12 protein-coding genes are annotated in these 26,252 nt (G+C 74.7%); 8 read left to right on the top strand and 4 right to left on the bottom strand.

All coding sequences use genetic code 11. The features are described from left to right. The 3 genes from ACFWXO_RS36445 to ACFWXO_RS36435 all read right to left on the bottom strand — a co-directional run. Positions 1–3,538 (bottom strand): amino acid adenylation domain-containing protein (locus ACFWXO_RS36445; protein ID WP_380529508.1); only part of this gene is annotated, 3,538 nt, incomplete at its 3' end. A 39-nt stretch (positions 3,539–3,577) separates the two neighbouring features. Beyond that, on the bottom strand, positions 3,578–11,875 hold the full coding sequence (locus ACFWXO_RS36440; protein WP_380529506.1) for an amino acid adenylation domain-containing protein: 8,298 nt from the start codon (positions 11,873–11,875) through the stop codon (positions 3,578–3,580). Between the two features lie 176 nt (positions 11,876–12,051). Next, positions 12,052–12,879 carry an aminotransferase class IV gene (locus ACFWXO_RS36435; RefSeq protein ID WP_380529504.1) on the bottom strand — a complete coding sequence of 276 codons (828 nt, stop codon included), beginning with the start codon at positions 12,877–12,879 and terminating at the stop codon, positions 12,052–12,054. Positions 12,880–13,271: 392 nt separating this feature from the next. Here ACFWXO_RS36435 and ACFWXO_RS36430 point away from each other — a divergent pair, with 392 nt between their 5' ends. Next, positions 13,272–14,831 carry an amino acid adenylation domain-containing protein gene (locus ACFWXO_RS36430; RefSeq protein ID WP_380529502.1) on the top strand — a complete coding sequence of 520 codons (1,560 nt, stop codon included), beginning with the start codon at positions 13,272–13,274 and terminating at the stop codon, positions 14,829–14,831. A 75-nt stretch (positions 14,832–14,906) separates the two neighbouring features. On the opposite strand, the gene ACFWXO_RS36425 is transcribed toward ACFWXO_RS36430, so the two are convergent. Then, positions 14,907–15,743 (bottom strand): class I SAM-dependent methyltransferase, encoded by an 837-nt coding sequence (locus ACFWXO_RS36425; RefSeq protein WP_375890326.1) that lies wholly within the window; start codon positions 15,741–15,743, stop codon positions 14,907–14,909. Positions 15,744–15,957: 214 nt separating this feature from the next. Between ACFWXO_RS36425 and ACFWXO_RS36420 the strand changes: the two genes are divergently transcribed. The 7 genes from ACFWXO_RS36420 (at position 15,958) to ACFWXO_RS36390 (ending at position 26,136) form a co-directional block, all read left to right on the top strand. Next, positions 15,958–17,121, top strand: a complete 1,164-nt coding sequence (locus ACFWXO_RS36420; RefSeq protein WP_380529500.1) for an alpha-hydroxy-acid oxidizing protein — start codon at positions 15,958–15,960, stop codon at positions 17,119–17,121. 153 nt (positions 17,122–17,274) lie between these two features. Then, positions 17,275–17,961, top strand: a complete 687-nt coding sequence (locus tag ACFWXO_RS36415) for a hypothetical protein (protein WP_380529498.1) — start codon at positions 17,275–17,277, stop codon at positions 17,959–17,961. Positions 17,962–18,454: 493 nt separating this feature from the next. Continuing rightward, positions 18,455–19,717, top strand: coding sequence for a phenylacetate--CoA ligase family protein (locus ACFWXO_RS36410; protein ID WP_380529497.1), 1,263 nt, complete (start codon positions 18,455–18,457; stop codon positions 19,715–19,717). Next, positions 19,714–21,111: an MFS transporter gene (locus ACFWXO_RS36405; RefSeq protein ID WP_380529495.1), complete on the top strand. Its 1,398-nt coding sequence runs from the start codon at positions 19,714–19,716 to the stop codon at positions 21,109–21,111. The genes ACFWXO_RS36410 and ACFWXO_RS36405 overlap by 4 nt, the downstream gene beginning before the upstream one ends. Next, positions 21,108–22,253, top strand: a complete 1,146-nt coding sequence (locus ACFWXO_RS36400; RefSeq protein WP_380529493.1) for a GNAT family N-acetyltransferase — start codon at positions 21,108–21,110, stop codon at positions 22,251–22,253. The genes ACFWXO_RS36405 and ACFWXO_RS36400 overlap by 4 nt, the downstream gene beginning before the upstream one ends. Positions 22,254–22,312: 59 nt before the next feature. Further along, positions 22,313–23,479: an acyl-protein synthase gene (locus ACFWXO_RS36395; RefSeq protein ID WP_380529512.1), complete on the top strand. Its 1,167-nt coding sequence runs from the start codon at positions 22,313–22,315 to the stop codon at positions 23,477–23,479. A 59-nt stretch (positions 23,480–23,538) separates the two neighbouring features. Then, entirely contained in the window at positions 23,539–26,136 is a 2,598-nt protein-coding gene (locus ACFWXO_RS36390) for an acyl-CoA reductase (RefSeq protein WP_380529510.1), read from the top strand. Positions 26,137–26,252: the final 116 nt, after the last annotated feature.

Genomic DNA, 26,252 nt, shown 5'->3' with positions numbered 1-26,252 from the left:
CCGCGTCCCGGCACCCCGTCCCGGGGGCCCGCCCCCGCACCCGCCCCCCCCCCACCCCCCGCCGCGGCACCCGGCGCCCGCGCCCCCCCCCCCGCCCCCCCCCCCCCCCGCCCCCCACGTCGAGGTCCGGCACGTCGTACTCCACGTAGCAGTGGACCGAGACCTCGCCGAAGTCCAGCGCGCCCGTCCGCCCCACCCAGTACGCCTGCTGCACGTCGGTCAGCGGGAAGGGCTCGTAGCGCCGCTGCGGGTCGGCGACGATCCGCGGCAGCGCCGGGCCGTCCGGGTCGGCGGGCCCGCCGGCCGCCGACCGGGCCTCGTCCAGCCACCGGGCCAGCGCGGTCGCCGTGCCGCACTCGAACAGCGCGCGGACGGGGCAGGGCCGGCCGGACCGGTCGGCGATCCTGGCGGCGGCCTGGGTCGCGAGCAGCGAGTGCCCGCCGTGGTCGAAGAAGTCGGCGTCGGCGGGGACGGAGTCGACGCCGAGGGTCTCGGCGAACACCCCGGCGACCAGCTTCTCGGTCGGGGTGCTCGGCTCCACCCCGGCGGCACGGTCCGCCGCACGCGGCGCGGGCAGCCGGTCGTGGTCGACCTTCCCGTTGGCGGTCAGCGGGAACGCGTCCAGCAGCACCACGTGGGCGGGGACCAGGTGGAGCGGCAGCCGGGCGCGCAGCGCGCCGGTCAGGGCGGCTTCGGTGGTTCGGGCGTCAACGCCGGCGCCGGCCCCCGGCGCCTCGGCCCCCGGCTCCGGCACCACATGGGCGACCAGCCGCCCGTCGACGGCGGTGACCAGCGCCTCCCGGACCCCGGGCAGGGCCAGCAGCGCGCGCTCCACCTCGCGCAGCTCGATCCGGTAGCCGCGGATCTTCACCTGGCGGTCCTTGCGGCCGACGAACTCGACCCGGCCGTCGGCGGTGCACCGGCCCAGGTCCCCGGTGCGGTAGAGCCGCTGCGCCCCGACCCCCGGCAGGACCGCCTCGAAGAACGCGGCCTTGTCCAGCTCCGGCCGCTTCCAGTAGCCCCGGGTGAGCCCCTCGCCGCCGAGGCAGATCTCGCCGACCGCCCCCGGGAGCACCGGCCGGCCGCCCTCGTCGAGCACCACGACCAGGCTCCGGCTGTGCGGCACACCGAGGTCGACCGGGTGCGAGCGCTTCGTCACCGGGTCGTGGACGAGCCGGTGCGCCGTCCACACCGCCGCCTCCGCCGGGCCGTACTCGTTGAACAGCGCCACCTGGCCGAGCAACACCCGGTGCCGCTCGGCGAGTTCCTCGCCCCACGCCTCGCCGCCCACGATCACGGTGTGCAGCCGGAGCCCGTCGGGGACGCCGTGCCGGGCGAAGTGGTCCAGCAGCTGCTCGTAGGCCGCCGGGGTCTGGTTGAGCACGCCGACCCGGTGCCGCACCAGGTGGTCGGCGAACTCCTCCGGGGCCCGGGCGACCGTCGGCGGGACGGGGCTCAGCACCGCGCCGTGGCTCAGCGCGCCCCAGATCTCCCAGACCGAGAGGTCGAACGCGCAGGAGTGGAACAGGGTCCAGCAGTCGTCCGGCCCGAAGGCGTACAGCGGATCGGGGTCGGGGAAGAGCCGGGTGACGCTGCGGTGGGTGATCGGCACGCCCTTGGGCTCGCCGGTCGACCCGGAGGTGTACACCAGGTAGGCCATCGCGTCCGCGCCGACGGACACCCCGAGGTCGGCCGACCCGAGCGCCTCGATGCCCCGGCGCACGGCCGGGTCCGCGGGGACCAGCACCTCGGCGCGGCCCGCCACGGTCGCGCGCAGCCCGGGCGTGGTGACCACGACCGCCGCGCCCGCGTCGGCCAGCACCGACCGGATCCGCTCGGCCGGGTGGTTCACCTCGACGGCGAGGTACGCCGCCCCGGTCTTCACCACCGCGACCATCGCGGTCACCAGCTCGGGCCCGGTCGGCAGCGCGATCCCGACGACCGCGCCGGGCCCCGCGCCACGCGCCACCAGGGCCCGCGCCAAGCGGTTGGCTCGCTCGTTCAGTTCGCGGTACGTCAGGTCGCCGTGCTCGCCCCGGAGCGCCGGGGCGTCCGGGGTGCTCCGCGCGAACCGCTCGACGTACTGGTGCAGCAGGACGTCCCGGTCGTGCGGCAGGTCCGCGCCGCTCAGGGACCGGACCCGCTCGGCCACCACCGCCGGGTCCTCCAGCGGGAGTTCGCCCACCGGCCGGGCCGGGTCGGCGACCGCCCCGGCCAGCAGCCGGGCGTAGTGCTCCGCCATCCGCCGGACGGTGGACTCGACGAACAGGTCGGTGGCGTACTCGAACTCCAGGGCGTAGCCCCGCCCGGTCTCCTCGGCCACCAGCGACAGGTCGAACTTGGCGTGCCCGGTCACCGGACGGCGGCCGGTGGCCGTCACCCCGTCCAGCTCCAGCCCGCTGCGCCCGGCCCCGAGCGTGGAGCGGCCCTCCTCCAGCAGCACGAACAGCGTCTGGATCAGCGGGCTGCGGCTGAGGTCCCGCGCCACCCCCAGCTCGTCGACCAGCAGGTCGAGCGGGATGTCCTGGTGGTCGTGGGCGTCCAGGGTCGTCTGCTTGACCTGCTGGAGCAGCTCGCGGAAGCCCTGGCCCCGGTCGACCCGCAGGCGCAGCGGGACGGTGTTGGCGAAGTAGCCGATCACGCCCTCGGTCTCGGGCTGCGAACGGCCGGCCGTGGGGACGCCCACCACGAGGTCCGGGGACTGGGCGTAGCGGTGCAGCAGGACGGCGTACCCGGCCAGCAGCACCATGAAGGGCGTGACACCCTCGCGCGCGCCGAGGCGGCGGACCTCCTCGGACAGCGTGCGGGGCAGCCGGGTCCCGAACAGCCGGCCCGCGTCGGAGGCCACCGCCGGGCGCGGCCGGTCCGTCGGCAGGGCGAGCAGGTCGGGGGCGCCGTCCAGCCGCTCCTTCCAGAACCGCAGCCCGCGCGCCAGGCGTTCGTCCGACAGCTGCTCGCGCTCCCAGAGCACGTAGTCGCCGAACTGGATCTCCGGCTCGGCGAGTTCGGTGGGCTCGGCGGGTTCGGCGGGTTCGGCGGGTTCGGCGGGTTCGGCGAGGGCGCTGACGCCGCCGCGCACCGCGCGGTTGTAGTGGTGCCCGAGCTCCCGGGTGAAGATCCCCAACGACCAGCCGTCGCCGACCAGGTGGTGGAACACCGCCGCGAGGACGTGCGCGCGCGGCCCGACCCGCAACAGCCGCACCCGCCACAGCGGTCCGGCCGCCAGGTCGAAGGGGCGCCCGACCAGCCGCAGCAGCTGCGCGTCGACGTCGGCCTCCGCGGGGACCACCGCGAAGTCCACCACCGCGCGCTCGTGGACGAGTTGGCGCGGCTCGCCGGCCCGGTCGGGGAAGGTCGAGCGCAGCGCCTCGTGCCGGTCGGCGACCTCGCCGAGCGCCGTTCGCAGCGCCTCCTGGTCCACCGGGCCGTCCAGGGTGACGAACAGCGGCAGGTGGTAGGTCGCCCGCCCCGGGAAGAGCTGCTCCAGGAACCACAGGCGCGACTGGGCGAAGGACAGGGGAAGAACGTCAGGCTGCATCGGGCGTCTCCGGTCGTCGCGTGGTGTCGCTCGGTGGGGTCATCGGGCAGCACGCCGTCGGCGCTGGATCCGGGGGCGTTCGGCCGCCCGGTCATCGGCGGGCGGTTCACGCCGTTCGATCTCCGCGGCGAGCCCGGCCACGGTGGCGGTGGCGAACAGGTCGCGCAGCCGCAGGTCCCGGGCGAAGGCCCGGTTGACCCGGGTGATCAGCCGGGTGGCCAGCAGGGAGTGGCCGCCCAGCCGGACGAAGTCGTCGTGCACGCCGACGCGTTCCACCCCGAGCAGGTCGGCCCAGAGCTCGCACAGCCGCCGTTCGGCGTCGTTGCGCGGCGCCACGTACGCGTCGCCGGCCGGTGCCGAGCGGGGGTCGGGCAGCCGCCCGCGGTCGACCTTGCCGTTGGGGGTGAGCGGCAGCGCCTCCAGCAGCACCAGCTGGGTGGGCACGGCGGCTTCGGGCAGCTCGGCGGCCAGGGTCGCACGGAGTTCGGCGGCCAGGCCGCGCTCCAGCTCCGCCAGCAGCGGCGTGTTGGTCGGGCGGTCGCGGCGCGGCGCCACCGGGACGTCGGGCACGCCCGCCAGGGTGTGCGGGACGAAGGCCACGTCGAAGGCGCCGAGCGGGTGTTCGGCGGCCCAACTGGCGTGGGCCCGGTAGCCGTACCGCTCCGCGAGGGCGCTGAGCACCTCGACGTCCGCCTCCGGCACCCCGGCGCCGTCGGCCTCGCCGCCGAGGAGGAGCCGTTCCCGGGCCAGCCGCGCGTTGGCGACCCGGCGCAGGCCGAACGCCGCGCCGGTGCCGAACCGGTGCTCCAGCGCGGCGAGTTCGAGCGGCCCGGCGCCCCCGTCGGTCCGGCCGATCCGGTCGGTCCCGTCGGCCCCTTCGATCCAGTCGACCTCGACGGTCGGGGCGGTCGCGCCGACGTGCAGCACCGCGTCGTAGCGGAAGCGGGTCAGCTCGTTGTGGACGGCTCCCCGGCGCAACAGGACCTCGGCCCGGGTGACGCCGAGCTCCGCAAGACCGGTGAAGTAGCCCGGGGCGAGCAGGAGTTCCTTCTCCTGCGACCGTCCGTGCGCCACCGCCTCGTCGACCGTCGAACCCGCCAGGGTGCCGCGGTGGTCGGCGACCGAGGCGTACATCGCGGCGGCCAGGTCGAGGTGCCGTACGTCGCCGACCAGCACCCGGCCCGCCCCGTCGAGCACCGCGACGGCCCCGGCGAGCACCTGGTCGAGGTAGGCGCGGCTGGGGAAGTACTGGACGACCGAGTTGAGCACCACCAGGTCGAAGCGCTCGTCGCCGAGCCGGCTCAGGTCGTCGGCCGGGGCCTGCACCAACCGCACGTCGCAGCCCGCGAGTCCGGGGGCGGACAGCACGCCTTCGCGGACCCGGTCGAGGGCCGCGGCGGACACGTCGGTGCCCACGTAGCGGTCGCAGTGCGGGGCCAGGCGGCCCAGCAGGAGGCCGGTGCCGCAGCCGATCTCCAGGATCCGCCGGGCGCCCAGCGACCGGATCCGCTCGACCGTGGTGTCGATCCACTCCCGCATCTCGCCGTCCGGCATCGGCCCGCCGGTGTAACTGCTGTTCCACCCGGCCAGGTTGAGCAGTCCGGGGGCGGCTTCGGCAGCCTCGGCACCGTCGTCGGCATCGTCGGCGCCGGAGTAGACCGAGGACCAGACGTCCTCCCAGTGGGCCACCTGGGCGCGGTGCAGTGCGGCGGAGCGCCGGGCGAGCGCGCCGGCGGCGAGCGTGACGTAGCCGACGAGTTCCCCGCCGCGCTCGGGGTGGCGGTGCAGCGCGGCGATCCCCTTGCCGACGTCCGGGTGCCGTTCGAGGAGGTTCTCGACCTCGCCGAGTTCGATCCGGTGCCCGCGGATCTTGACCTGGTGGTCGAGGCGTCCGAGGTACTCGACCCGGCCGTGCTCGTCGATCCGGGCGAGGTCGCCGGTCCGGTACATCGGGCCGCCGTCGGCCGGGTCGCGGACGAAGCGCTCGGCGGTCAGTCCGGGCCGGTCGCGGTAGCCGGCCGCCACGCCGCCGCCGGCGATGCACAACTCCCCGGCCACGCCGCGCGGTACGGGGGCCAGGTGGGCGTCCAGCACGTACATCCGGGTGTCGGCGGTGGGCGTGCCGAGCCGGACCGGCTCGCCCGGCTCGACCCGGGCGCAGGAGGACCAGACGGTCGTCTCCGTGGGGCCGTACATGTTCCACAGTTCGCGGCAGGCGGCCCGCAGCGGCGCCACCAGCGGGCCCGGCAGCGGCTCGCCGCCGCACAGCGCCCTGAGGTCGGCCTTCCCGCGCCAGCCCGCGTCCAGCAGTTGCGCCCACTGGGACGGGGTCGCCTGCATGACCGTGATGTCGTGCGCCTCCAGCCGGCCGGCCAGGGCCAGCGGGTCCCGCGTGACGGCGTCCGGGGCGACCACCACCCGGGCGCCCTGGCGCAGCGGCAGGAACAGCTCCAGGGCCGCGATGTCGAAGCCGACGGCAGTGGTGGCGAGCAGCCGGTCGGCGGCCCCGAGGCCGGGGCTCCCGGCCATCCCCGCCAGCAGGTTGTCCAGGTTGCGGTGCCGGACCAGGACGCCCTTCGGCCGCCCGGTGGAGCCGGAGGTGTGGATCAGGTAGGCGGCCGACTCCGGGTCGGGTGTCGGGGCGGCGCCGGGCCAGGGGGTGCGCGCGGGCGTGATCCCGTCCAGGTCCAGCGTGCGGGTGCCCGCGGGCAGGGTGTCGCGGGTGTCCGCGTCGCAGAGCACCAGGGCGGCCCCGCCGTCGTCGAGCAGGAAGCGTTCGCGGTCGGCCGGGGCCCGGCCGTCGAGCGGGAGGTAGGCGGCTCCGGCCGCCATGACGCCCAGCAGGGCCGCGGGCAGCCGGGCGTCCCGGCGCACCTTCACCCCGACCACGTCGCCGGGGCCCGCGCCCGCCTCCCGCAGGGCGGCCGCGACGGCCGCGGTCAGCTCGGCCAGCTCGCGGTAGCCGAGGGTGCGCGTGGCGTCCGTGACCGCCGGGGCGTCCGGGGTGCGGGCCGCGTGCTCCCACACCCGGTCGAGGAGCGCGGCGCGGTCGGCCGGCGGCGGGCCGGCCAGGGCGAGGCCGTCCCGTTCGGCGGCGTCCAGCAGGGGCGCCTGGTACGGGGCGTCGCCGGACCGGGCCATGGCCGTCAGCGCCGCCAGGTAGTAGCGGCCGAAGTCGTCGATCTGCTCGGCGGTGAAGCAGTCCGGGTCGTGGGCGAGGGTGAGTTCGCTGTCGTACGGCCAGCCGCGGTAGAAGGTGGCGCAGAGCGCGAAGTTCATCACGTCGCGGTGCTCCATCCCGCGGATCCGCACCGCCCGCAGCTGCTCGGCGGCCCGGGTGTAGACGTGGAAGTCCACGTAGTTGAACGCGACGTCGAACAGGCCGCCCGAGACGCAGTGCCGCTTGATCTCCGAGACGGGGTACCGGCGGTGCGGCACGACGGCGAGTTCGGTGTCCGCGACCGCGCGCACCAGGTCCCGCCACCGGCCGCCGCGCAGGTCGAGCCGCAGCGGGACGGCGTTGAGGAACAGGCCGACCACCCGGTCCGCGTCCAGGGTCTCCGGACGGCCGTTCATGACGACCCCCGAGACCACGTCCGTCTGCCCGCAGATCATCGACAGCACCCGGAAGTGGGCCGCCAGGAAGAGCTGCCGGACCGGTACGTCCAGCTCCGCGGCGAGCGCGTCCAGCGCGCCCACCAGCTCCCGGGGGAGCGCGTACCTGCGCAGCTCGCGGGTGCCGAGGCGGTCGGCGTCCCGCAGCGGGCGGCGGGTCGGCAGCCGTACGGTCTCGGCGTCGCCCAGGTAGGAGGACCAGAACGCCCGCTGGTCCGGGTCGGCCACCGCGGCGCGTTCCAGCGCGACGAACTCGGCGTAGTCGGCCCGGGGCGCCGCGATCGGCTCGCCCTCCCCGGTGAGCCGCCGCTGGTAGTCGAGCAGCAGCTCGGTGACCATCGACGCCAGGCTCCAGCCGTCGGCGATCGCGTGGTACAGCCGCAGCCCGACGGCGAACCGGCCCTCGTCCAGGAGCATGACGTCCACGGTGAACAGCGGTGCCCGCTGGGCGTCGAACGGCGCCGAGAGGTCGTCCCGCCAGTCCGTCAGGCGCCGACGCCGCACGGCGTCCGGCACCGCCCGCCAGTCCGCCACCGTCAGCGCGGGCTCGACGGCCCGCTCGACCAGTTGCAGCGGCTCCCGGAAGGCGGCCAGCTCGAAGCGGGCCCGGAGGAGGGGGTGGCGCTCGACCAGCCCGGCGAGCGCGGCACGGAACGCCTCCGTGGCGAAGCGGCCCTCGATCTCGTAGACGAAGGCGTCCCAGTACATCGCGCCGGTCCGGTCGAGCTGGGTGTGGTAGACCATGCCGGACTGCAGGGTGGTCAGCGGGAACGCGCTCTCGATCCCCGCCGGGAGGGCGCGCCGGTCGGCCTCCGTCAGCAGCTCGGAGCCGGGGCGGCGGCCGGACTCGGCGGGGGAAGCGGAACCGTCGACGGTGGCGGTCCGGCCGGCGGTGGCCGCGAAGTCGCGCAGCCTGGGCGTGCGGAGCAGGTCGCGCAGCTCCACCGTCCAGCCGGCCTCGCGGGCCAGCGCCAGCACCCGGAGGCTGAGGATCGAGTCGCCGCCGAGGGCGAAAAAACTGTCGTCGCGTCCGACGGCCTCCGCCCGGAGGACTTCGCGCCAGACCTGGGCCATCGCGTGCTCGGCCTCGGTCCGGGGGCGGGCGTCGGGCGGGGTGTCGGGCGCGGGATCGGTAGCGGCAGCGGTAGCGGTAGCGGTAGCGGCAGCGGTTGCCTCGGGTTCCTGCTCGGAAGGCACCGTGGCGTCGAGCGCGCCGAGGTGCTCGACCGTCCCGTCGGGGCGCAGCCGGGCCCGTTGCCCGGTGCGCATCAGCCACTGCCCCTCGGCCCACGGGGCCTGCACGAGCCGGCCCGCCGGTTCCCGCCCGGCCGGTTCCTGGCCCGCCGGCACGATCCCGGCCAGGCACAGCTCCCCCGGTGCGCCGTGCGGCACCGGGGCCAACGTCCGGTCCAGCACGTACAACCGCGCGTTCCCGGGGGGCTGTTCCGCGTCGCGGGCCGGTGCGCCGGGCAGCTCCGGGAGGAGGTCGGAGGCGCCGTCCGCCCACAGCCCGATCAGGCGCTCGAAGAGTCCGCTCACCCCCTCCGCCCGGAAGGCGCTGACGGCGCCGCGCGCGAAGGCGAAGAGCACCTCGCAGCCGCCGTCCCGGCCCTCCAGCACGTTGACGGTGACCGGGTACTCGGTCGTCTCCAGCGTTTCGCTTGCGACCACCGACAGCCGCCCGACGGTGAGCGGGGTCCATTCCCGGTCGAAGGAGAGCAGGCAGTCGAAGAGCGGGCGGTCCGGGCCCGCCCCCGCCATCCGCTGGAGGTCCTTGAGCGGAACGTGGTCCAGCTCCGCCGTCCGGGCGTTGGCCTCCTGCACGGAGCGGGCGACCGCGGTCAGCGAGTCGTGGGCGCCCGGGACGACCGCGACCGGCACGGTGACCACGAAGGTGCCCACCGCCTCCTGCGCCCCGGCCGGCTGGAGGCCGCGCCCGCCCTGGGTCAGGCCGAAGACGACCCGGTCGGCCTGGGTGTAGGCCTGCGCCACCCGGCACCAGACGGCCTGCACCAGGCTGCTCGGCGTGATCCCGGCCCGGCGGCAGCGCCGGACGACGGCGGACCAGCGGTCCGGGTCCAGGTGCAGGGCGGTCGACTGGTGCGCGCCGTCGGCCCCGTGGCCGTGGCCGCCGTCGCCACCGTCCGGTCGGTCGGCCACCAGGGACGCGGCCGGTTCCCCGCCGTTACCGCCCAGGTGGTCCCGCCAGAACGCCTGCGCCGGCTCTCCGGCGGGGCGGCGGGTCCAGGACACGTAGTCGCCGAACCGCAGGACCGGCTCCCCCGCGACGGCCGGGTCCCCGTCGTAGCGGCGCAGGACCCGCCGGAGCAGCAGCGGGATGCTCAGGCCGTCGAGGAGCAGGTGGTGGAAGGTGAGCAGGAGCCGGGCGGCCCCTGCGCCGAAATCGATCAGGTCGAGCCGCAGGGGCGGTGCCGCGTCGAACTCCAGCCCCTCCTCGAAGCGGGCCGCGCTCAGCTCCTGGTAGGCCTCCTCGGCGGCCCGCCGCCCCAACTCCCGCCAGTCGTGGGCCTCCCAGCGCAGGACGGGCCCGGCGAGGACGGCCTGGAAGGGGAACGGACCGTGCCACGCGAACACCGAACGCAACAGGTCCTGGCTCGCGACCTCCTCCTCCCACGCCCGGCGGAAGGCCTCCTGGTCCAGCTCCCCGCGCAGGTCGCACAGGATGCGGATCAGATAGTCCCCGCTCTCCGGCGCGGTGAGCGACCGCACCAGCATGCCCTCCTGGACGGAGCTGAGCGGGTACGCGTCCTGCACCCGCGCGACGTCCAACCCGCCGCCGCGCAGCAGCTGTTCCGCGTTCGGCAGCTGGGCGAAGCGTTCCGGGGCCCCGGCCGGTGACCGGCCCTCCCCCGGGGCGGCCCCGGGCACCGCCAGGCCGGTCGTCACCAGCTCCCGGACGGTCGGGTTCGCGAACAGCGCCGACATCCGGTAGGAGATGCCGGCCTCCCGGGCCCGGCTCACGGTGCGGACGGCGAGCACCGAGTTGCCGCCGCTGGCGAAGAAGTCGCTCTCCGCGGTCAGGCCGGGTTCGTCCAGGACGTCCCGCCAGATGTCCAGCAGCGCCGCCTCGACGGCGGCGGGCCCGTCGTCGGCTCCGCCGGTGGGTTCCTGCGCGGTTCCGACCGCGGGTCGGTGCGCGCTCACGGTTGCGGTTCCACCGGTCGGGCGCCGGTCGAGGAGTGCCAACAGGGCCTGCCGGTCCACCTTTCCGGTCGTCCCCTGCGGCAGCGCCGCCACCTCGGTCCACACCGCGGGCACCATGTACGCCGGGAGTTCGGTGGCCAGCGCGGCCCGGACCTCGGCTGGGGTCCGTCCCGCCGGGGTGTAGAATGCCGCCAGCCGTACCGGGTCCCCGTCGTCCACGACGACCTTGATCTCGTCGACGAGCCCGAGCGAGCGCGCGGCCTCCTCGATCTCCCCGAGCTCGATCCGGTGGCCGTGCACCTTCACCTGGTCGTCGACCCGGCCGTGGTACAGCAGGCAGCCGTCGGCGTTCCAGGAGGCGAGGTCGCCGGTCCGGTACCGGCCGCCGGCGAACTTCTCCGCCGTCAGCTCCGGGTTGTTCCAGTACCCGGTGGCCAGGTGCGGGCCGCCGATGAAGAGCTCGCCCGCCCGCCCGGGTTCGGTGACGGGAGTCCCGTCCTCGTCCTCGATGCTCAGCTCCACCTCCGGGAGCGGCGTGCCCAGGTGCACCGCGTCCCCGGCGCGCAGGTCCGCCACCGACACCACGACCGTCGCCTCGGTCGGCCCGTACGCGTTGAACACCGTTCCGCGCCGGGCGAGTTGTTCCATGAGCGAGGGCGGCATCGCCTCGCCGCTGGACAGCATCCGCATGTCGGGGCCGCCCTGCCAGCCGACCAGGACGAGGGAGCGCCACTGGGTCGGGGTGGCGAAGGTGGCGTTCAGCGAGCGGGACTCCAGGAGGCCCCGCACCTCGTCGGGATCGCGGCGCTGGGCGTCGGAGGCGATGAAGGTCCGGCAGCCGAGGGCCAGCGGCAGGAACAGGTCGAGGATGCTCGCGTCGAACGCCACCGAGGACTGGGCGAGGAAGCGGTCCCGTCCGCTCAGCCGGAAGACGTGCTCGAAGGCCCCCAGGCGGGCGGCCAGCGCCCCGTGCGGCACCACGACGCCCTTCGGACGGCCGGTGCTCCCCGAGGTGTAGATCATGTACGCCGGGTGGGAGCCGTCCGGCGTGAAGTCCGCCACCGTCGGGTCCGGCGGCGCGAAGTCCGTTGCCGTGGAGTCCGTTGCCGTGGCGTCCGCCGCCGTCAAGTCCGTTGCCCTGTCGGCCCCGTGGTCGCCGACGCCGAGCAGCAGTTGCCCGGAGGGGAAGCAGTCCCGCCGCCCGTTGTCCTCGTCGCAGACGACGGCCGCGGCCCGGGCGTCCGCCAGGATCGTACGGATCCGGTTGTCCGGCCACGAGACGTCGACCGGCACGTACACCGCACCGACCCGCAGCGTCGCCAGGAGCGCCACGGCGATCTCCACCCCGCGGCCGACGATCATGGCGACCCGGTCGCCCGGGACGACGCCCGCGCCGCGCAGGACGGCGGCCAGCTCTCCGCTCCGGACCGCCAGCTCCCGGCGGGTCAGCCGGCCCCCGTCGGACTCCACCGCGGTCCGGTCGGGATCCCGGCGGGCGTGTGCGAGGACGGCATCCACGAAGAACGGATGACTCGTTCCACGGCCAGGCAGTCGCATTCTCTCTCCTCGGCCGAGCTCCGGCGCTGACGAAGGAACGGGCACGCCGACGGAGTTCGCGGCGAGTTCTGCCGGAACGCCTTGGCGGTATTTCTGCGCGCGAATGTCACCCGGGTCGGCGGCGGGGACGGAACACCGTTTCCCGGGGTGGAACGCCTTGTCGGAGGAAGGGGGTTCTAGGAGGATTCCAGCAGCTTCGCGCTGCGTTCGGCGAAGGTTTCCCGCACCCGGGAGGTGACCGGTCCGGGTGCCGCCGGGAGCGCTTTTCCGTCCACCAGTCGAATCGGCTGGACGTCCCTCGTGGTGGAGGTCAGGAATGCCTCCTCGCAATTCGCGAACTGCTCGATCGGCAGGTCGGCCTCCTCGCCACCGGACCATTCCAGGACGAGTTCCCTGGTGATTCCGGCCAGGCACCCGGAGGAGAGCGGCGGGGTCGTCAGCCTCCCGTCCACGACCACGAAGACGTTGCTCCCCGTGCCTTCGCAGAGGTTCCCGGCCAGGTTGGCGAAGACCGCCTCGCCGGCCCCCCGTTGCCGGGCGTGGTCCAGGGCCTTGACGTTCTCGCCGTACGACGTGGTCTTCAGGCCGACGAGGGCACCGTTCTCGCACCGGGGCCACGGCACCACGGCCACGTCCGCGGGGGCCGGGAACGACCATCCCTCCGCGACGGCCACCACGGTGGTGGGCCCTTGGTCGCCGCGGTTCGAGGCCAGCGGGCCGACGCCGCTGGTGTGCGTGATCCGGATCCAGCCGACCGCCCACGCGGGGGCCGCGGCGAGCACGTCCCGGACGCCGCGTTCGACGGCGTCCAGGTCCGGGGCGGGGAGCCCGAGGCCCTCGGCGGAGCGCGCCAGGCGCTGCAGGTGGGGGGTCAGGACGAAGGGTCGGCCGTGACCGGCTCTGACCGTCTCGAAGACGCCGTCGCCCACGATCAGGCCGTGGTCGTACACCGATATCGAAGCTTCTTCCGGATCGAACAGCTCGCCGTTGATCCACACCTTCATGACCCCATGACCCCACTTTCGCCCAGGATTCGACAGGTGCCGGAAATCCGATAGCAAATGAAGTACGACGGTCGGACCAGAAGGGCGGTTCACGACTCGCCAGTTCCATGATCTTCAATAGATTAACATTCATGACCATGTCAGTCAATCCCGATACATCCCCCACCACCCGGCACACCCGGCTAACCCTCCCCCGCCCAGGAGCCGTCAGGAACCCCACGGGCCACCGCCGTTCCCGGTGTCACCGATGCCACCGGAAGCGATTCCCGTCGCGTCAAACCCGAGACGACGGCCACCGGCCCGAACTACAATCACCTCGGGCTCGCTGACCAGCAAAGACGTCGAAATACCGGTGAAATACGAACCGGGCCGCCTTCCCGAAGGAGTCCTCGTTGTCCGCTGCACCCGAAGAGCCAGGCACCGCGCCGACGTCCCTCCACGCCGCCTTCCGACGCGCCGCCGCCGACCACCCCGACCGCGTCGCCGTCCGCGACGGCCACCGGGAGCTGACCTACGCCGAACTCGACGCCGTGTCCGGCAGCCTGGCCGCCCACCTCCGGCGGACGGCCCGCGGCCCGTACGTCGGCCTGGCGCTCCGGCCGGGGCTCCACCTGGTCACCGCCGTGCTGGCCGTCCTGCGGGCTGGCAAGGCCTACGTCCCCGTCGACCCCGACAGCCCGCCGGAGCGGATGCGCCGGATCCTCGAACAGTTCCTCGCCCTGCCGCTCCTCGCGGAGGACGAGGTGCTCCCCGGACTGCCCGCGCTGCCCGGCGTCCGGCCGGTCCGGATCTCCGAGGCGATGGCGGCCGCCGACGGCCTTCCGCCGCTCCCCTCCGCGGAGCCGCCGTTCGCCCCCGCGGAGCCGCACCCGGAGTCCCCCGCCTACGTCATCTTCACCTCCGGCTCGACCGGCGTCCCCAAGGGCGTGGTCGTCAGTCACCACAACGTGCTGCGGCTGTTCCGCTCCTGCGCGCGGCACCTGGACTTCCGCCCGGACGACGTCTGGTGCCTGTTCCACTCCCCCGCCTTCGACTTCTCGGTGTGGGAGCTGTTCGGCCCCCTGCTCCACGGCGGCCGGCTGGAGATCGTGCCGCCCGGGACCAAGCGCACGCCCGCCGACTTCGCGCGGTTCCTCGGCGACCGGGCGGTCACCGTCCTCAACCAGACCCCGTCCGCCTTCCGGCAGTTGTGCACCGTCCTCACCCCCGAGCAGACGCACCGGCTGGCGCTGCGCCGGGTGGTCCTCGGCGGGGAGCGGCTCGACCCCGGCGCGCTGCGCCCGTGGTACGCCCTGGCCGGGGACGCGGTCGAGCTGATCAACATGTACGGCATCACCGAGACCACCGTGCACGTGACCTGCGCCAGGCTGTCGCCGCGCGACGCCGAGGCCGGCGGCCCCGGCACCATCGGCCGGCCGCTCCCGGACCTGGAGGTCCGCGTCGTCGACGAGCGGTTGCGGCCGGTCCCCGACGGCACCCCCGGTGAACTGCTGGTCTCCGGGGCCGGACTGGCGCTCGGCTACCTGGGCGACCCCGCGATGACGGCGGCCCGGTTCCGGGAGGACGTGGAACCCGGCCGCCGCTGGTACCGCTCCGGCGACGAGGTGCTGCGCACCGCCGACGGCGACCTGGTCTACCTCGGCCGGCTGGACCGGCAGACCAAACTCAACGGCTACCGGATCGAGTTGGGCGAGGTGGAGACCGCGCTCCGCGGCCTGCCCGGGGTCCTCGACTGCCATGTGCTGCTCGACACCGCCCCGCCCGCGCCGCGGCTGGTCGCCCACCTCGTGCTCGAGGAGGCCGTGCCCGTGGAGACCGTGCGCGACTCACTCGCGCGCACGCTCCCGGCCTACATGGTGCCGACCGTGTACGTGCCCGTGCCCGAACTCCCGCTCACCCTCAACGGCAAGGTCGACGAGAAGGCCCTGCTGGCCCGGTCGGCCCGCGGGTAGCCGCAACCGCAGCCGTACCGGCCGAGGCCCCCGGACCCGCAACCGGGTCCGGGGGCCTCGCCGTCGCCTCCGGCCTCAGGGGCGGACGGCGCTGACCAGCCAGACGTCCCCGGGGATCAGTACGCCCTCCGCCGTCTCGTGGCCCAGCAGCCCGTCCTTGAGCCCCTGCCGCGTCTGCTCGACGACCGCGTCGTCCGCGTCCTTGAGGTTGATCCGCACACCGCCCTGGCCGAGGATGAACTCGGCCGCGTCGTCGGCGTCCTGGCCGAAGTTCATCAGCGCCCGGACCGGCGCGATCTCCACGCCGTCGAACCCGGCCCCGCCGAGCACCTCGCGGATGCGGTCCGGCTCCAGCAGCGAGTCCATGCCCTGGGCGGTGGGCGCCGGGATCCGCATCAGCGGAACGAGCGCCGACGTGGCCCGCGCGATCGGGCTGTCGGCCGACCCCGCCTGCGGAACCATGAACACCAGCCGGCCGCCCTCCCGCAGCCCGGACCGGATGTTGGCGAACGCGGCCACCGGGTCCGAGAAGAACAGGCACCCGCCCCGGCTCAGCGCGACGTCGAACCCGCCGTCGGGGAACGGGTAGACCTGCGCGTCCCCCTCCGCGAACTCGACGTTCCCGACGCCCTGTTCGGCGGCGTCGGCGCGGGCCCGCGCCAGCGACGCCACCGACAGGTCCACTCCGAGCACCTGCCCCCCGGCCGCCTGCCGGGCGGCCAGCAGCGCGACCTGCCCGGTGCCGCAGCCCACGTCGAGCACCCGGTCCCCGGGGCCGATCGCGGCCCCCCGGAACAGGTCCTCGTTGAAGGCCTCCACGATCGCGTTGTACCGGTCCGCGTTCTCCGCCCGATGGGCGCCTTCCTCACCGTTCCAGGCCTCTGCGTGGTGCTTGTTCGCGATGGGACGCATGGTTTCCATCCTCCCCAAGGATCACTAGCGAGATCGACCACCACCAACAAGCTAGAGCATGAACATGCCCAAGGGAATGGGGCCGTCACGCCCCTCCACCGGGCCCCGCCACCCCGCCCGCCCCCACCCCCACCACCCGCCCCACGGGCGGGCGCCGTGCCCGGGGTACCTTCGCGACCGTTGGACCGACACCGACGAGGAAGGCCCGAGAACCATGGCGCAGCACTTCGGCGACTACCAGAACGAGATCTACCTCAACGGGCTCGGCGGCGTGCTGCCGACGATGCCGATGGCCTTCGCGGAGCTGGAGGCGCGGGCGCAGGCCGCGCTGCCGCCGTCGGTGCTGTCGTACGTCGCGGGCGGGGCCGGGGACGAGGCCACCCAGCGGGCGAACGTCGCCGCCTTCGAGCGCTGGGGCCTCTACCCGCGGATGATGGTCGGCGCGAAGGAGCGGGACCTGTCGGTGGAACTGTTCGGGCTGCGGCTGCCGTCGCCGCTGTTCATGGCCCCGGTCGGGGTGATCGGCCTGTGCGCCCAGGACGGCCACGGGGACCTCGCCACCGCCCGGGCCGCCGCCCGGACCGGCGTGCCGATGGTCGCCTCCACCCTCACCGTCGACCCGCTGGAGCAGGTCGCGGCCGAGTTCGGCGACACCCCCGGCTTCTTCCAGCTCTACACGCCCACCGACCGCGACCTCGCCGCCAGCCTGGTCCACCGCGCCGAGGCCGCCGGGTTCAAGGGCATCGTCGTCACCCTGGACACCTGGATCACCGGCTGGCGCCCGCGCGACCTGGCCGCCTCCAACTTCCCCCAGCTGCGCGGCCACTGCCTCGCCAACTACACCTCCGACCCGGTCTTCCGGGCCCGCCTCGCCAAGGCCCCGGAGGAGGACCCGGGCGCGGCCGTCCTGGAGTGGGCGGGCCTCTTCGGCAACCCGCTGACCTGGGACGACCTGCCCTGGCTGCGGTCCCTCACCGACCTGCCGATCATCCTCAAGGGCCTCTGCCACCCCGAGGACGTCCGCCGCGCCAGGGACGGCGGGGTCGACGGCGTCTACTGCTCCAACCACGGCGGCCGCCAGGCCGACGGCGGCCTGCCCGCGCTCGACGCGCTGCCCGGCGTGGTCGAGGCCGCGGCCGGCCTGCCCGTCCTGTTCGACTCCGGGGTGCGCACCGGCGCCGACGTCGTCAAGGCACTCGCCCTCGGCGCCACGGCGGTCGGCGTCGGCCGCCCGTACGCCTACGGGCTGGCACTGGAGGGCACCGACGGCATCGTCCACGTCCTGCGCTCCCTGCTCGCCGAGGCCGACCTCCTCATGGCCGTCGACGGCTACCCGACCTTGGCCGACCTGACCCCCGAGGCGCTGGTACGGCTCTGAGACGGGGACGCCCGGGCCCGGTCGGCCGTTCCCGGCCGGGCCCGAACGCGGCCGCCGCCGGGGCGAGTTCGCCGGATCCGGGCCAGGCCCGTCCAGGTGGGCCGGGAGCGCACGGCACCCGGCGTTGTCGGCGGCCCCCGCTACGGTCCGGCCATGGACATCAGCGCCGCCCAGACCTCCCCGCACGCGTCCCACCACAGGCCCCCGGACAGCTCCCCGCACGGCTCCCGGAACGACTCCCCGCACGAACCGCTGCCCGGGCGGGTCGGCCACGTCGCCGGGATCGAGTCGCTCACGCTCGACGGCCGCCGCCACTACTTCGCCTTCGACCACCGCAGCGACCTGGTCGTCTCGCCCCTCGTCGACGACCCGGACGCGATGGCCGCGTTCGCCGCCGCCCACCTGCGCCAGAGCGACGGCCCGCACGACCGGGCCTACTGGGCGGCCCTGGTGGCCGACGCCGCCGAGGCCTCCGCCCTGGTCGACGACGACGCCGAGCGGGAGTTCCGCACCGGCGCCCTGCGCACCGAACTCCCGGAGCCGGGCGGCCACTTGCTCTACCTCCTCGACGCCGCCACCGACCTCGACCCGGCCACCGACCTGCCCGCCGGACTCGCGCGGGCCTGCGAGCGCCTCGGCCACGCCGCGCCGGACGACGACGACTTCGCCGACACGGTCGACGACTGCCTGGAGACCGTCGCCACCCACGGCCCGTCGCACCACCCCGACGAATGGACGGTCGCCCGCGGCTACCTCACCGCCGCGATCGCCGCCCTCCCGGGCAACTGGGGGCTGCTGTTCACCCCCGTCGCCGAGGGCCTGGCCGCCCGCACCTCCTGAGGCCGTCGGCAATTCCGACATCCGCTCCGCCATCAGGCAGTCCGAGCATGAAATGTCGTCAATTCAACTAACTGAATGGCGAATACCGGCCGACGGGGGCGCGGACCCCCCGCCCCCGTCCGGCCGCCGGGAGATCCACCTCACCCTCCGCGCGTCATATCGCCGTAACACGGCAGCAATGAAGGCTCGGATCGTATCCATACCATTCGATGACAACTCAACCAGGGTTCCGAAGGCATATCCTGGTGATAGCCTTGCATTCTGCGAGCGGGTGACCCCACAGACCCCGATGTCGCATCAGCTGACGAACCATCCGCGCACCACTGAACCTCGGTGCGCACGCTCGGTCCGTTTCCCGAACCCATGGCCCGCCGCGTCGCACCGGAATCGAATTCCACCGACCGCCGGCTCCAAGATCGCCTCCGACCCGTAGGGCGAGCTCGTGCACCCGCACGACCTCGCTCCGCCCTCGCACGCCCAAAAGCAGGAACTGATGCCCGTTCAACCCCTGGCGGAGCTCATACGCTTCGCCCGCCGCAACTCACCCTTCTACGCCGAGCTGTACGCCGGCCTGCCCGACCCGACCGCGCGGTTGACCGACCTCCCGGTCGTCCCGCAGGCCGAGTTCTGGCAGGCCAACACGCCCCGCGGCAACCGGCTGCTGACCGGGCCGCTGGAGGAGGCCGTCGTCTTCAAGAGCGGTGGCACCACCGGCTCGCCGAAGTTCTCCTTCTACAGCCGGGAGGAGTGGCGGGAGTTCACCACCTCCTTCGGTGCCGGACTGGTCGACGCCGGGCTGCGCCCGGGGCACCGGGTCGCCGACCTCTTCTACGCGGGCGACCTGTACGCCAGTTACACCTTCATCCTCGACTCGCTGCACCGCTCGCCCGTCTCCAACGTCCGACTGCCGATCGGCGGGGCGGCGCCCCTGGAGTCGACCACGCAGACCCTGGAGCAGTTCCAGGTCGAGGTGGTCGCCGGCACCCCGACGACGCTGTGCTCCCTGGCCGACCACCTCCTGGCCTCCGGCCGCGAACTCCCCTCCGTGGAACTGCTGTTGTTCGGCGGCGAGGGCCTCTACCAGGACCAGCAGCCGCTGTTGGGCAAGGTGTTCCCCAACGCCCGTGTCTCGTCGATCGGTTACGCCGCCGTCGATGCCGGGCTGCTCGGCCGCCCGGTACCGGGGCCGGACACCCGGGTGCACCGGGCGTTCACCCCGGAGACGGTGGTGGAGATCCTCGACGACCACACCGGCGAGCCGATCGACACCGAGGGCGTACCGGGCCGGGTCGTGGTGACCGACCTGCGGCGACGGCTGATGCCCGTCCTGCGCTACCCCGTCGGGGACCGCGCGGAGTGGACCGACGTCGCCACCGGCCGGTTCCGCATCCTCGGCCGGGCCCAGGAGGGCGTACGGGTGGGGCCGGTGTCGCTGTACACCCAGGACGTGCTCGACCTCGTCCGGGCCGCCGACCCGGCCGGCCGGGTGATCGGCGTCCAGCTGGTGGTGCGCCGCTGGGAGGGCCGCGACGGGCTGGTCCTGCGGCTGGCCTGCGACGGGGACCCCACCGGGCTCCCCGAACTGGCCGCCGCCGTCACGACCGCCGTCCACACGGCGCGGCCGCTGTACCCGGAGGCGGCCGCCGCCGGCCACGTCCACCCGCTGTCCGTCACGTGGGTGCGTCCGCACGAACTCGCCGTCAACCCGCGGACCGGCAAGCTGATCCGCGTCCTCGACGAACGGCCGCACTCGTGACGGGGGCCCGGGCTGCGGGAGCAGCCGAAGCGGTCGACACGACCGAGGCGGCCGCCCGCCACCTGCCGCTCGTGCTGCGCAACCGGCGCTTCGCCGCCGTCTGGGGCGCGCAGGTCCTCACCCAGGCCGCCGGACGGATGTTCCAGGTCGGCGCGGTGTGGTGGCTGATCGGCTACGCCGCCGGCCCGGACCGGGGCCTCGCCTCGGGCGCCTTCCTCGCCGTCAGCACCCTGCCCGCGGTGGCGCTGGCCCCGCTGGTGGCCGCGCTCATCGCCCGCCGCCCGCACCGCACGGTGCTGGCCGCCGCCGCGGCCGTCGCCGGTCTGGTCGCGCTCGGCACGGCCTGCTGGACGTACACCGCGACACCGCCGATGGCGGTCATGTACGGTGCCGCGCTGCTGCTGGCGGGCTGCCAGGCGGTCTTCGACCCCTGCCTGACCACCTCCGTCCCCGAGCTGGTCCAGGACGCCGACATCGAGGCCGCGACCGGCTTCGAACTCGCCACCCAGTCGCTGGCCGGCCTCGCCGGCGGGCTGCTGGGCCCGCTGGTGGTCGACGGCGCGGGTCTGCCCGGCATCGTCGCCGGGTGCGCCGGGGCCTACCTGCTGGCGGCCGCCCTGGTCGGCGCGACCCGCTTCCCGGGCACCCCCGCAGCCCCGGGCACCCCCGCCGCCCCGGGCGTGGACGGCCCGGCAACCGCGGACGTCCCGTCGCCCGCCGCCCGGCGTCCGCTGCGCCGCATCCTGGCCGGACTCCCGTTCATCCGCCGGGTGCTGCTCTGCTTCGCCGCCGCGAACGTGTTCACCACGGCGGTGTTCGTGGTGATGCCGCTGTACACCCGGACCGTGCTGCACGCCGACGGCTCGACCGTCGCCGCGCTGGAGGCGGCCCTCGGCGCCGGCACCCTGGTGGGCTCCTTCACGGGCGGCCGGCTCCCGGGCTCGCCGACCGCGGTCGGCGCCGGCTGTCTGGGCCTGATGGCCGCCGCGCTCGGCCTGCCCGGCCTGGCCGTGGGACAGGCGCCGGCCGTCGGGGCGATGGCCGTCGCCGGCTGGTGCGTCGGCGTGATCGGCGTACGGTTCGTGGCACTGTTCCAACGCCTGGTACCGGCCGAGGACCGCCCCGGTTTCTTCGCCGTCATGCAGGCGCTGCTCGGGGCGACCTTCCCGGTGTCCTCGCTGGCGTTCGGCCTGCTCGGCGACCACCTCCCGGCGCGCACGCTGTGCCTGGTCCAGGCCGTCGGCGTGCTGCCGGTCGCCGCCGCGCTGTGGTGGACCGGCCGCCGCGAACCGGCCCCGGCCACGACGCCGGCCACGAGCACCGACACCACCGCCACCGCCACCGCCACCGCCACCGCCACCGCCACCGCGCAGCCGAACGGGGCCGTGCGATGACCGTGACGCTCGCCCCGGCCGTACCGCAGGACGTCGCGCAGCTGCGGCAGCTCTACTTCGACGTCTACGGCCACGGCTACCCGGTCGCGCTCGGCAGCGACCCCGCCGAGATGCGCCGCCTGATCGACGACCCGCACACCCACTGGCTGACCGCCCGCCCCGAGGGTGCCGGCCGGCTGGCCGGTTCGGTGGCGGTGCAGACCGACCCCGGCGGCCGGATCGGCAAACTGGTGGGCCTGGCGGTCCATCCGGACCAGCGCGGCGCCGGGCTGGCCGGACGGCTGACCGCCGCCGTCTGCGCGGACGCCTTCGCCGCCGGCACCCTGGACTCGGTCTACGCGACCGCCCGGGTGGTCACCCCCGGCCCCCAGCAGGTCCTCTCCCGCAACGGCTTCCAGGCGCTCGGCCTGATGCCGAACGCCGTCGAGGTGGCCGGGTGCGAGAGCCTCGCCCTGTTCGCCCGGCACGCCGACGGCGTCCTGGCCCGCCGGGAGCGCGTCGACGCCGTGCCCCGGGCCCTGGTCCCGCTGCTGGAGGCGGCCCGGCAGAGCACCGGCGTCGACTACGGGCACCCCCGCCCGACGGACGCCCCCGCCCCGGCCCTGGGACGGACCGCGCCGGTCACCGCGCCGATGGAGCTGGTCACCGCACCCGCCTTCGTCCGCCGCCGCTTCCTCGAACTCTTCCCCGATCCGGGGGAGCGGTTCTTCCCGCTGCACGTCCCTAACGCCGTACTCACCCCGCCGGACGGCGCGTTCGAGGCCTACGCCGACCTGGACCGGGTCGCGGCGAGCTGCTCGCTGATCGCGGTGCACCCGTCCCCGGCGGCCCTCACCGGGGCGCTGGAACCGCTGATGGCGGCCGTCACCCGGGCCGGCGCCGACTACGTCGAGACGCTGCTGCCGCTGGCCGACACCGCCGGGCTCGACGCGTTCCTGGCCGCCGGGTTCATCCCGAGCGCCGTCTACCCGGCGATGCGCCGGATCGGCGACCGGTTCCACGACTACGTGGTGCTGTCCCGCACCAGCCGTCAGATCGACTTCCGGGCCGCGGCCGTCAGCAGTCCGCTCCAGCCGTACCTGCTGGCCTACCTGACCGCCTGGACGTCGACCTACCTACCCATTTCCGAGGTCTCACGATGACTGACCACCTGACTGACCACCCGGCCGACCACCCGGCCGACCACCCGGCCGACCGACCCGTGAACACCCATCTCGCGCCGGTCACCGTCCCCGACCCGGCCGCGCTCCCGCACGTCCAGCAGCTCTGCGACCTCGCCGCCCCGTACACGGCCGGGCCGGAGACCGACGCCCTGTTCGCCGCCGCGATGGCCGAGTCCCACGCCTGGCACGCACAGCGCTCGCCGTTCCTCCGGTCCCTGCTGGACGGCCCGGTGGAGACCCCGGCGCCGACCGTCGGCGAGGGGATCCGCACGCCCCTGGTGCACGCCAACTTCTTCAAGCGCCACGAGGTGCTCTCCATCCCTCGCGAGGACGTGTTCCTCCACCTCACCTCCTCCGGCACCACCGGCCAGAAGTCGCAGATGTTCTTCGACAGCTGGACGATCCGCTCCGCGCAGCGCATGGTGGCCCACATCTTCGACCACTACGGCTGGATCACGCCCGACCAGCCCGTCAACTACCTGCTGTACAGCTACGAGCCGGCCCCGCAGCTGAAACTCGGCACCTCGTTCACCGACAACTACCTCTGCGACTTCGCCCCGGCGAACCACACCACCCACGCGCTGCGGCACACCGGCAGCGGCCACGAGTTCGACGTCCACGGCTGCATCGAGGCCCTGCAGCGCTACGCCGAGGAGGGCCTGCCGGTACGGATCCTGGGCTTCCCGTCCTTCCTCCACTTCACCCTGGAGCGCATGCGCGCCCTCGGCCTCCCGCCGCTGCGACTCCCGGCCGGCTCCCTGGTCCTGCTCGGCGGCGGCTGGAAGGGGCACACCGACCGGCAGATCGGCAAGGAGCAGTTCTACGCCGGAGTGACGGAGCAGCTGGGCATCCCCTCGGACCGCATCCGCGACACCTTCGGCTCGGTCGAGCACTGCGTGCCGTACATCGAGTGCGGGCACCACCGCCTGCACGTCCCGGTCTGGTCGCGGGCGGCGGTGCGCGACACCCGCACCCTGGAGCCCCTGCCGTACGGCGAACGCGGGTTCCTCCACCTCGTCTCCCCGTACATCACCTCGGTGCCGGCGCAGAGCGTCGTCATGGGCGACCTCGCCTCGCTGCACCCCGGGCAGGAGTGCCCCTGCCCGCTGCCCACCCCGTGGTTCACCATCCACGGCCGCGCCGGGGTCAGCCGGAACCGCAACTGCGCGGCGGCCGCCGCCGAACTCCTGAAGGGGATGTCGTGACCACCGAACCCATGACCACCGAGCCCGTGGCCACCGAGCCCGCGACCGTTGCGCCCGCGATGGGTGAACTCGTCGGCACCGGGCCCCACTTCTGGCAGGGCTCGTTCATCGACGACGCCGAGGCCGCCCGCCGGCTCGCCGAGCTCCCGGCGCTCGCCGCCCGCGTCCTCGCCGAACCCCTGCCCACCGAACTGGTGTTGAGCGCCTGCCAACGCCTCGCCGACGCCCTCGCCACGCCGGGCAGCCCGGTCCGCACCCGCCTCCTCGCCGAACTCGTCACCGGCGGCGACGGTGTCGACCCGGACGAAGCGGCCGCGACGCTCGCCGAGATCACCGGCGCGATCGCCCGCCCGGCCCTGGAACTCAAGCTCCGGCGCGAACTCGGCGGACTGCGCCCCGAGCGGCTCACCCGGCCCGACGCGCGGGAGACCACCTTCGAGGCGTGGGCGCCGGTCGGGCTCCTGGTCCACATCGCCCCCGGCAACGCCGCCGCCGTGGCCCCGCTGAGCGTGATCGAGGGCCTGCTCACCGGCAACCTCAACGTGCTCAAGACCAGCAGCAACGACACGCTGCTCCCCCAGCTCCTGCTCGCCGAGCTGGCCGCCGCCGACCCGACCGGCGCGCTGGCCCGCCGGATCGTCGCACTGCGCTTCCCCTCCTCCCGCACCGAGTGGCTGCGCCTGCTGTGCGAGCCCGCCGACGCGGTGGCGGTGTGGGGCGGCGAGGACGCCGTCCGCTCGGTCGCCGAACTGGTCCCGGCCGGCTGCCGCCTGGTCGAGTGGGGCCACCGGATCTCCTTCGCCTACCTGACCCGTGACGCCTGGTCGGACCCGCGGACCCTGGACGCGCTCGCCGCCGACGTCTGCCGCTTCGAACAGCAGGCCTGCTCCAGCCCCCAGGTGATCTACCTCGACACCGAGGGCACCGAGGGCACCGAGGGCACCGAGGGCACCGAGAGCACCGCCGAAGCCACGGATGCCACCGAGGTCTTCGCCTTCGCCGAGCGCTTCGCCGCCCACCTCGCCGAGGCCTCCGCCCGCCTCCCCCGGCCCGCACTCGAACCGGCCGAGCACGCCGAGGTCACCACCACCGAACTCATCGCCCGCCTGGAGGAACACCTCGGCCTGACCCGGGTCCTGGCCGCCGAGGACGGGTCCTGGCGCGTCCTCGCCGACACCCGCCCCGCCCTGGCCGCCTCGCCGCTCCACCGCAGCGTCTGGGTCAAGCCGCTGCCCCGCGGCTCCGCCATGACGGTGCTGCGCCCGATGCGCCGCTACCTGCAGACCGCCGCGATCGGCGGCAGCCGGGCCGACGTCGCCCGGCTGTCGCAGGCGGTGCTCGCCGCCGGCGTGCTGCGGGTCACCCCGGTCGGCGGGATGCTCGACGGCTACCACGGCGAGCCCCACGACGGCGTGTACGCGCTCCAGCGCTACAGCCGCCGGGTCAGCGTCCGGGCCGACGAGGCCTTCGCCACCACCGCCTGCCTGGACGACCTGGCGGCCCCCGCCTTCGTCCCCGCCGCACCGAGCGGCCCGCTGCTGGACAAGGCCGGGGTGCAGGAGCAGTTGGGCACCCTCGCTCCCGAGCACGCCCACCTCCACTTCCGCAGCGGCGGCAGCACCGGGGCCCCGGCCCTGTCGGTGTTCACCAACGCCGACTACGACACCCAGATGCGGGCCTCCGCCGACGGCCTGCTCGCCGCCGGGTTCGACCCGGCCCGGGACCGCGCCGCCAACCTGTTCTACTGCGGCGGCATGTACGGGAGCTTCATCAGCTTCTTCTCGATCCTGGAGCGCCTCAACGCCACCCAGCTCCCGATCGCCGCCGGCCCCGACCACGCCGCCACCGCCGAGGCCCTGGTGACGCACCGGGCGGACACCGTGTTCGGCATGCCCTCGTACCTCTGGCAGCTGTTCCACGACCAGGCCACCGCGCTGCGCGCGTACGGCGGGATCCGCAAGGTGTTCTACGGCGGCGAGCACTTCACGGCGGAGCAACGCCGGGTGCTCACCGAGGAGTTCGGCGTCGAGGTGATCCGCTCGGCGGCGTACGGCAGTACCGACCTGGGGCCGCTCGGCTACCAGTGCACCCACTCGGAGGGTTCGGTCCACCACGTCCTGACCGACCTGCACACCCTGGAGATCCTGGCCCCGGAGGCCGACGCCCCGGCGCCCGCCGGGCAGCCGGGCCGCCTGGTCTTCACCAGCCGCACCCGGGCCGGGCAGCGCCTGGAGCGGTACCAGATCGGCGACCTCGGCCGCGCCGTCGAGGGCGTCTGCCCCTGCGGCAGCCACACCCCCCGCATCGAACTCCTCGGCCGCTACGGGGACGTCGTCCGGGTCGGCACGTACTTCCTCAACGTCCGGCGCCTCGGCGCGGTGGCGCAGGAGGAGTTCGGCTACCAGGGCGAACTCCAGCTGGTCCTGGACACCGGCGCGGAGCGCGAGCACGCCACCGTCCGCCTCGACGAGCGCTACGCCCCGCCCGCGGCCACCGCCCGCGCCGCGTTCCTGGCCGCCGTCCCGGAGTTGGGCTCGGCCGTCGCGGAGGCCCTGCTCGACGTCACGGTCGAGACCGCCCCCTCCGCCGCCTTCGAACGGACGCCCACCAGCGGCAAGCTCCGGGCGGTGGTCGACCGGCGGCAGCCCACCGCGTGACGCCGGGCTGGGGGGGGGGGGGCGCCCCGCCCCCCGCGCCGCGGGGGGGGGGGGGGCGGGGGGGGGCCAAAACAAAGACCCGAGGATGAGAAGCCGAACACCCCACCCCCCCAAAG

Origin of the sequence: Kitasatospora sp. NPDC059088 (assembly GCF_042738155.1) — a bacterium.
Classification (GTDB): Bacteria; Actinomycetota; Actinomycetes; order Streptomycetales; family Streptomycetaceae; genus Kitasatospora.
The sequence above is the reverse complement of the archived record's forward strand: the minus strand, read 5'-3'. Positions and strand labels throughout refer to the sequence as shown.

Coding starts and splice junctions, on each gene's coding strand:
- ACFWXO_RS36400 (WP_380529493.1), top strand. CDS start 21,108: ATGACCGTGACGCTCGCCCCGGCCGTACCGCAGGACGTCGCGCAGCTG.
- ACFWXO_RS36410 (WP_380529497.1), top strand. CDS start 18,455: ATGCCCGTTCAACCCCTGGCGGAGCTCATACGCTTCGCCCGCCGCAAC.
- ACFWXO_RS36440 (WP_380529506.1), bottom strand. CDS start 11,875: ATGCGACTGCCTGGCCGTGGAACGAGTCATCCGTTCTTCGTGGATGCC.
- ACFWXO_RS36435 (WP_380529504.1), bottom strand. CDS start 12,879: ATGAAGGTGTGGATCAACGGCGAGCTGTTCGATCCGGAAGAAGCTTCG.
- ACFWXO_RS36420 (WP_380529500.1), top strand. CDS start 15,958: ATGGCGCAGCACTTCGGCGACTACCAGAACGAGATCTACCTCAACGGG.
- ACFWXO_RS36390 (WP_380529510.1), top strand. CDS start 23,539: ATGGGTGAACTCGTCGGCACCGGGCCCCACTTCTGGCAGGGCTCGTTC.
- ACFWXO_RS36415 (WP_380529498.1), top strand. CDS start 17,275: ATGGACATCAGCGCCGCCCAGACCTCCCCGCACGCGTCCCACCACAGG.
- ACFWXO_RS36425 (WP_375890326.1), bottom strand. CDS start 15,743: ATGCGTCCCATCGCGAACAAGCACCACGCAGAGGCCTGGAACGGTGAG.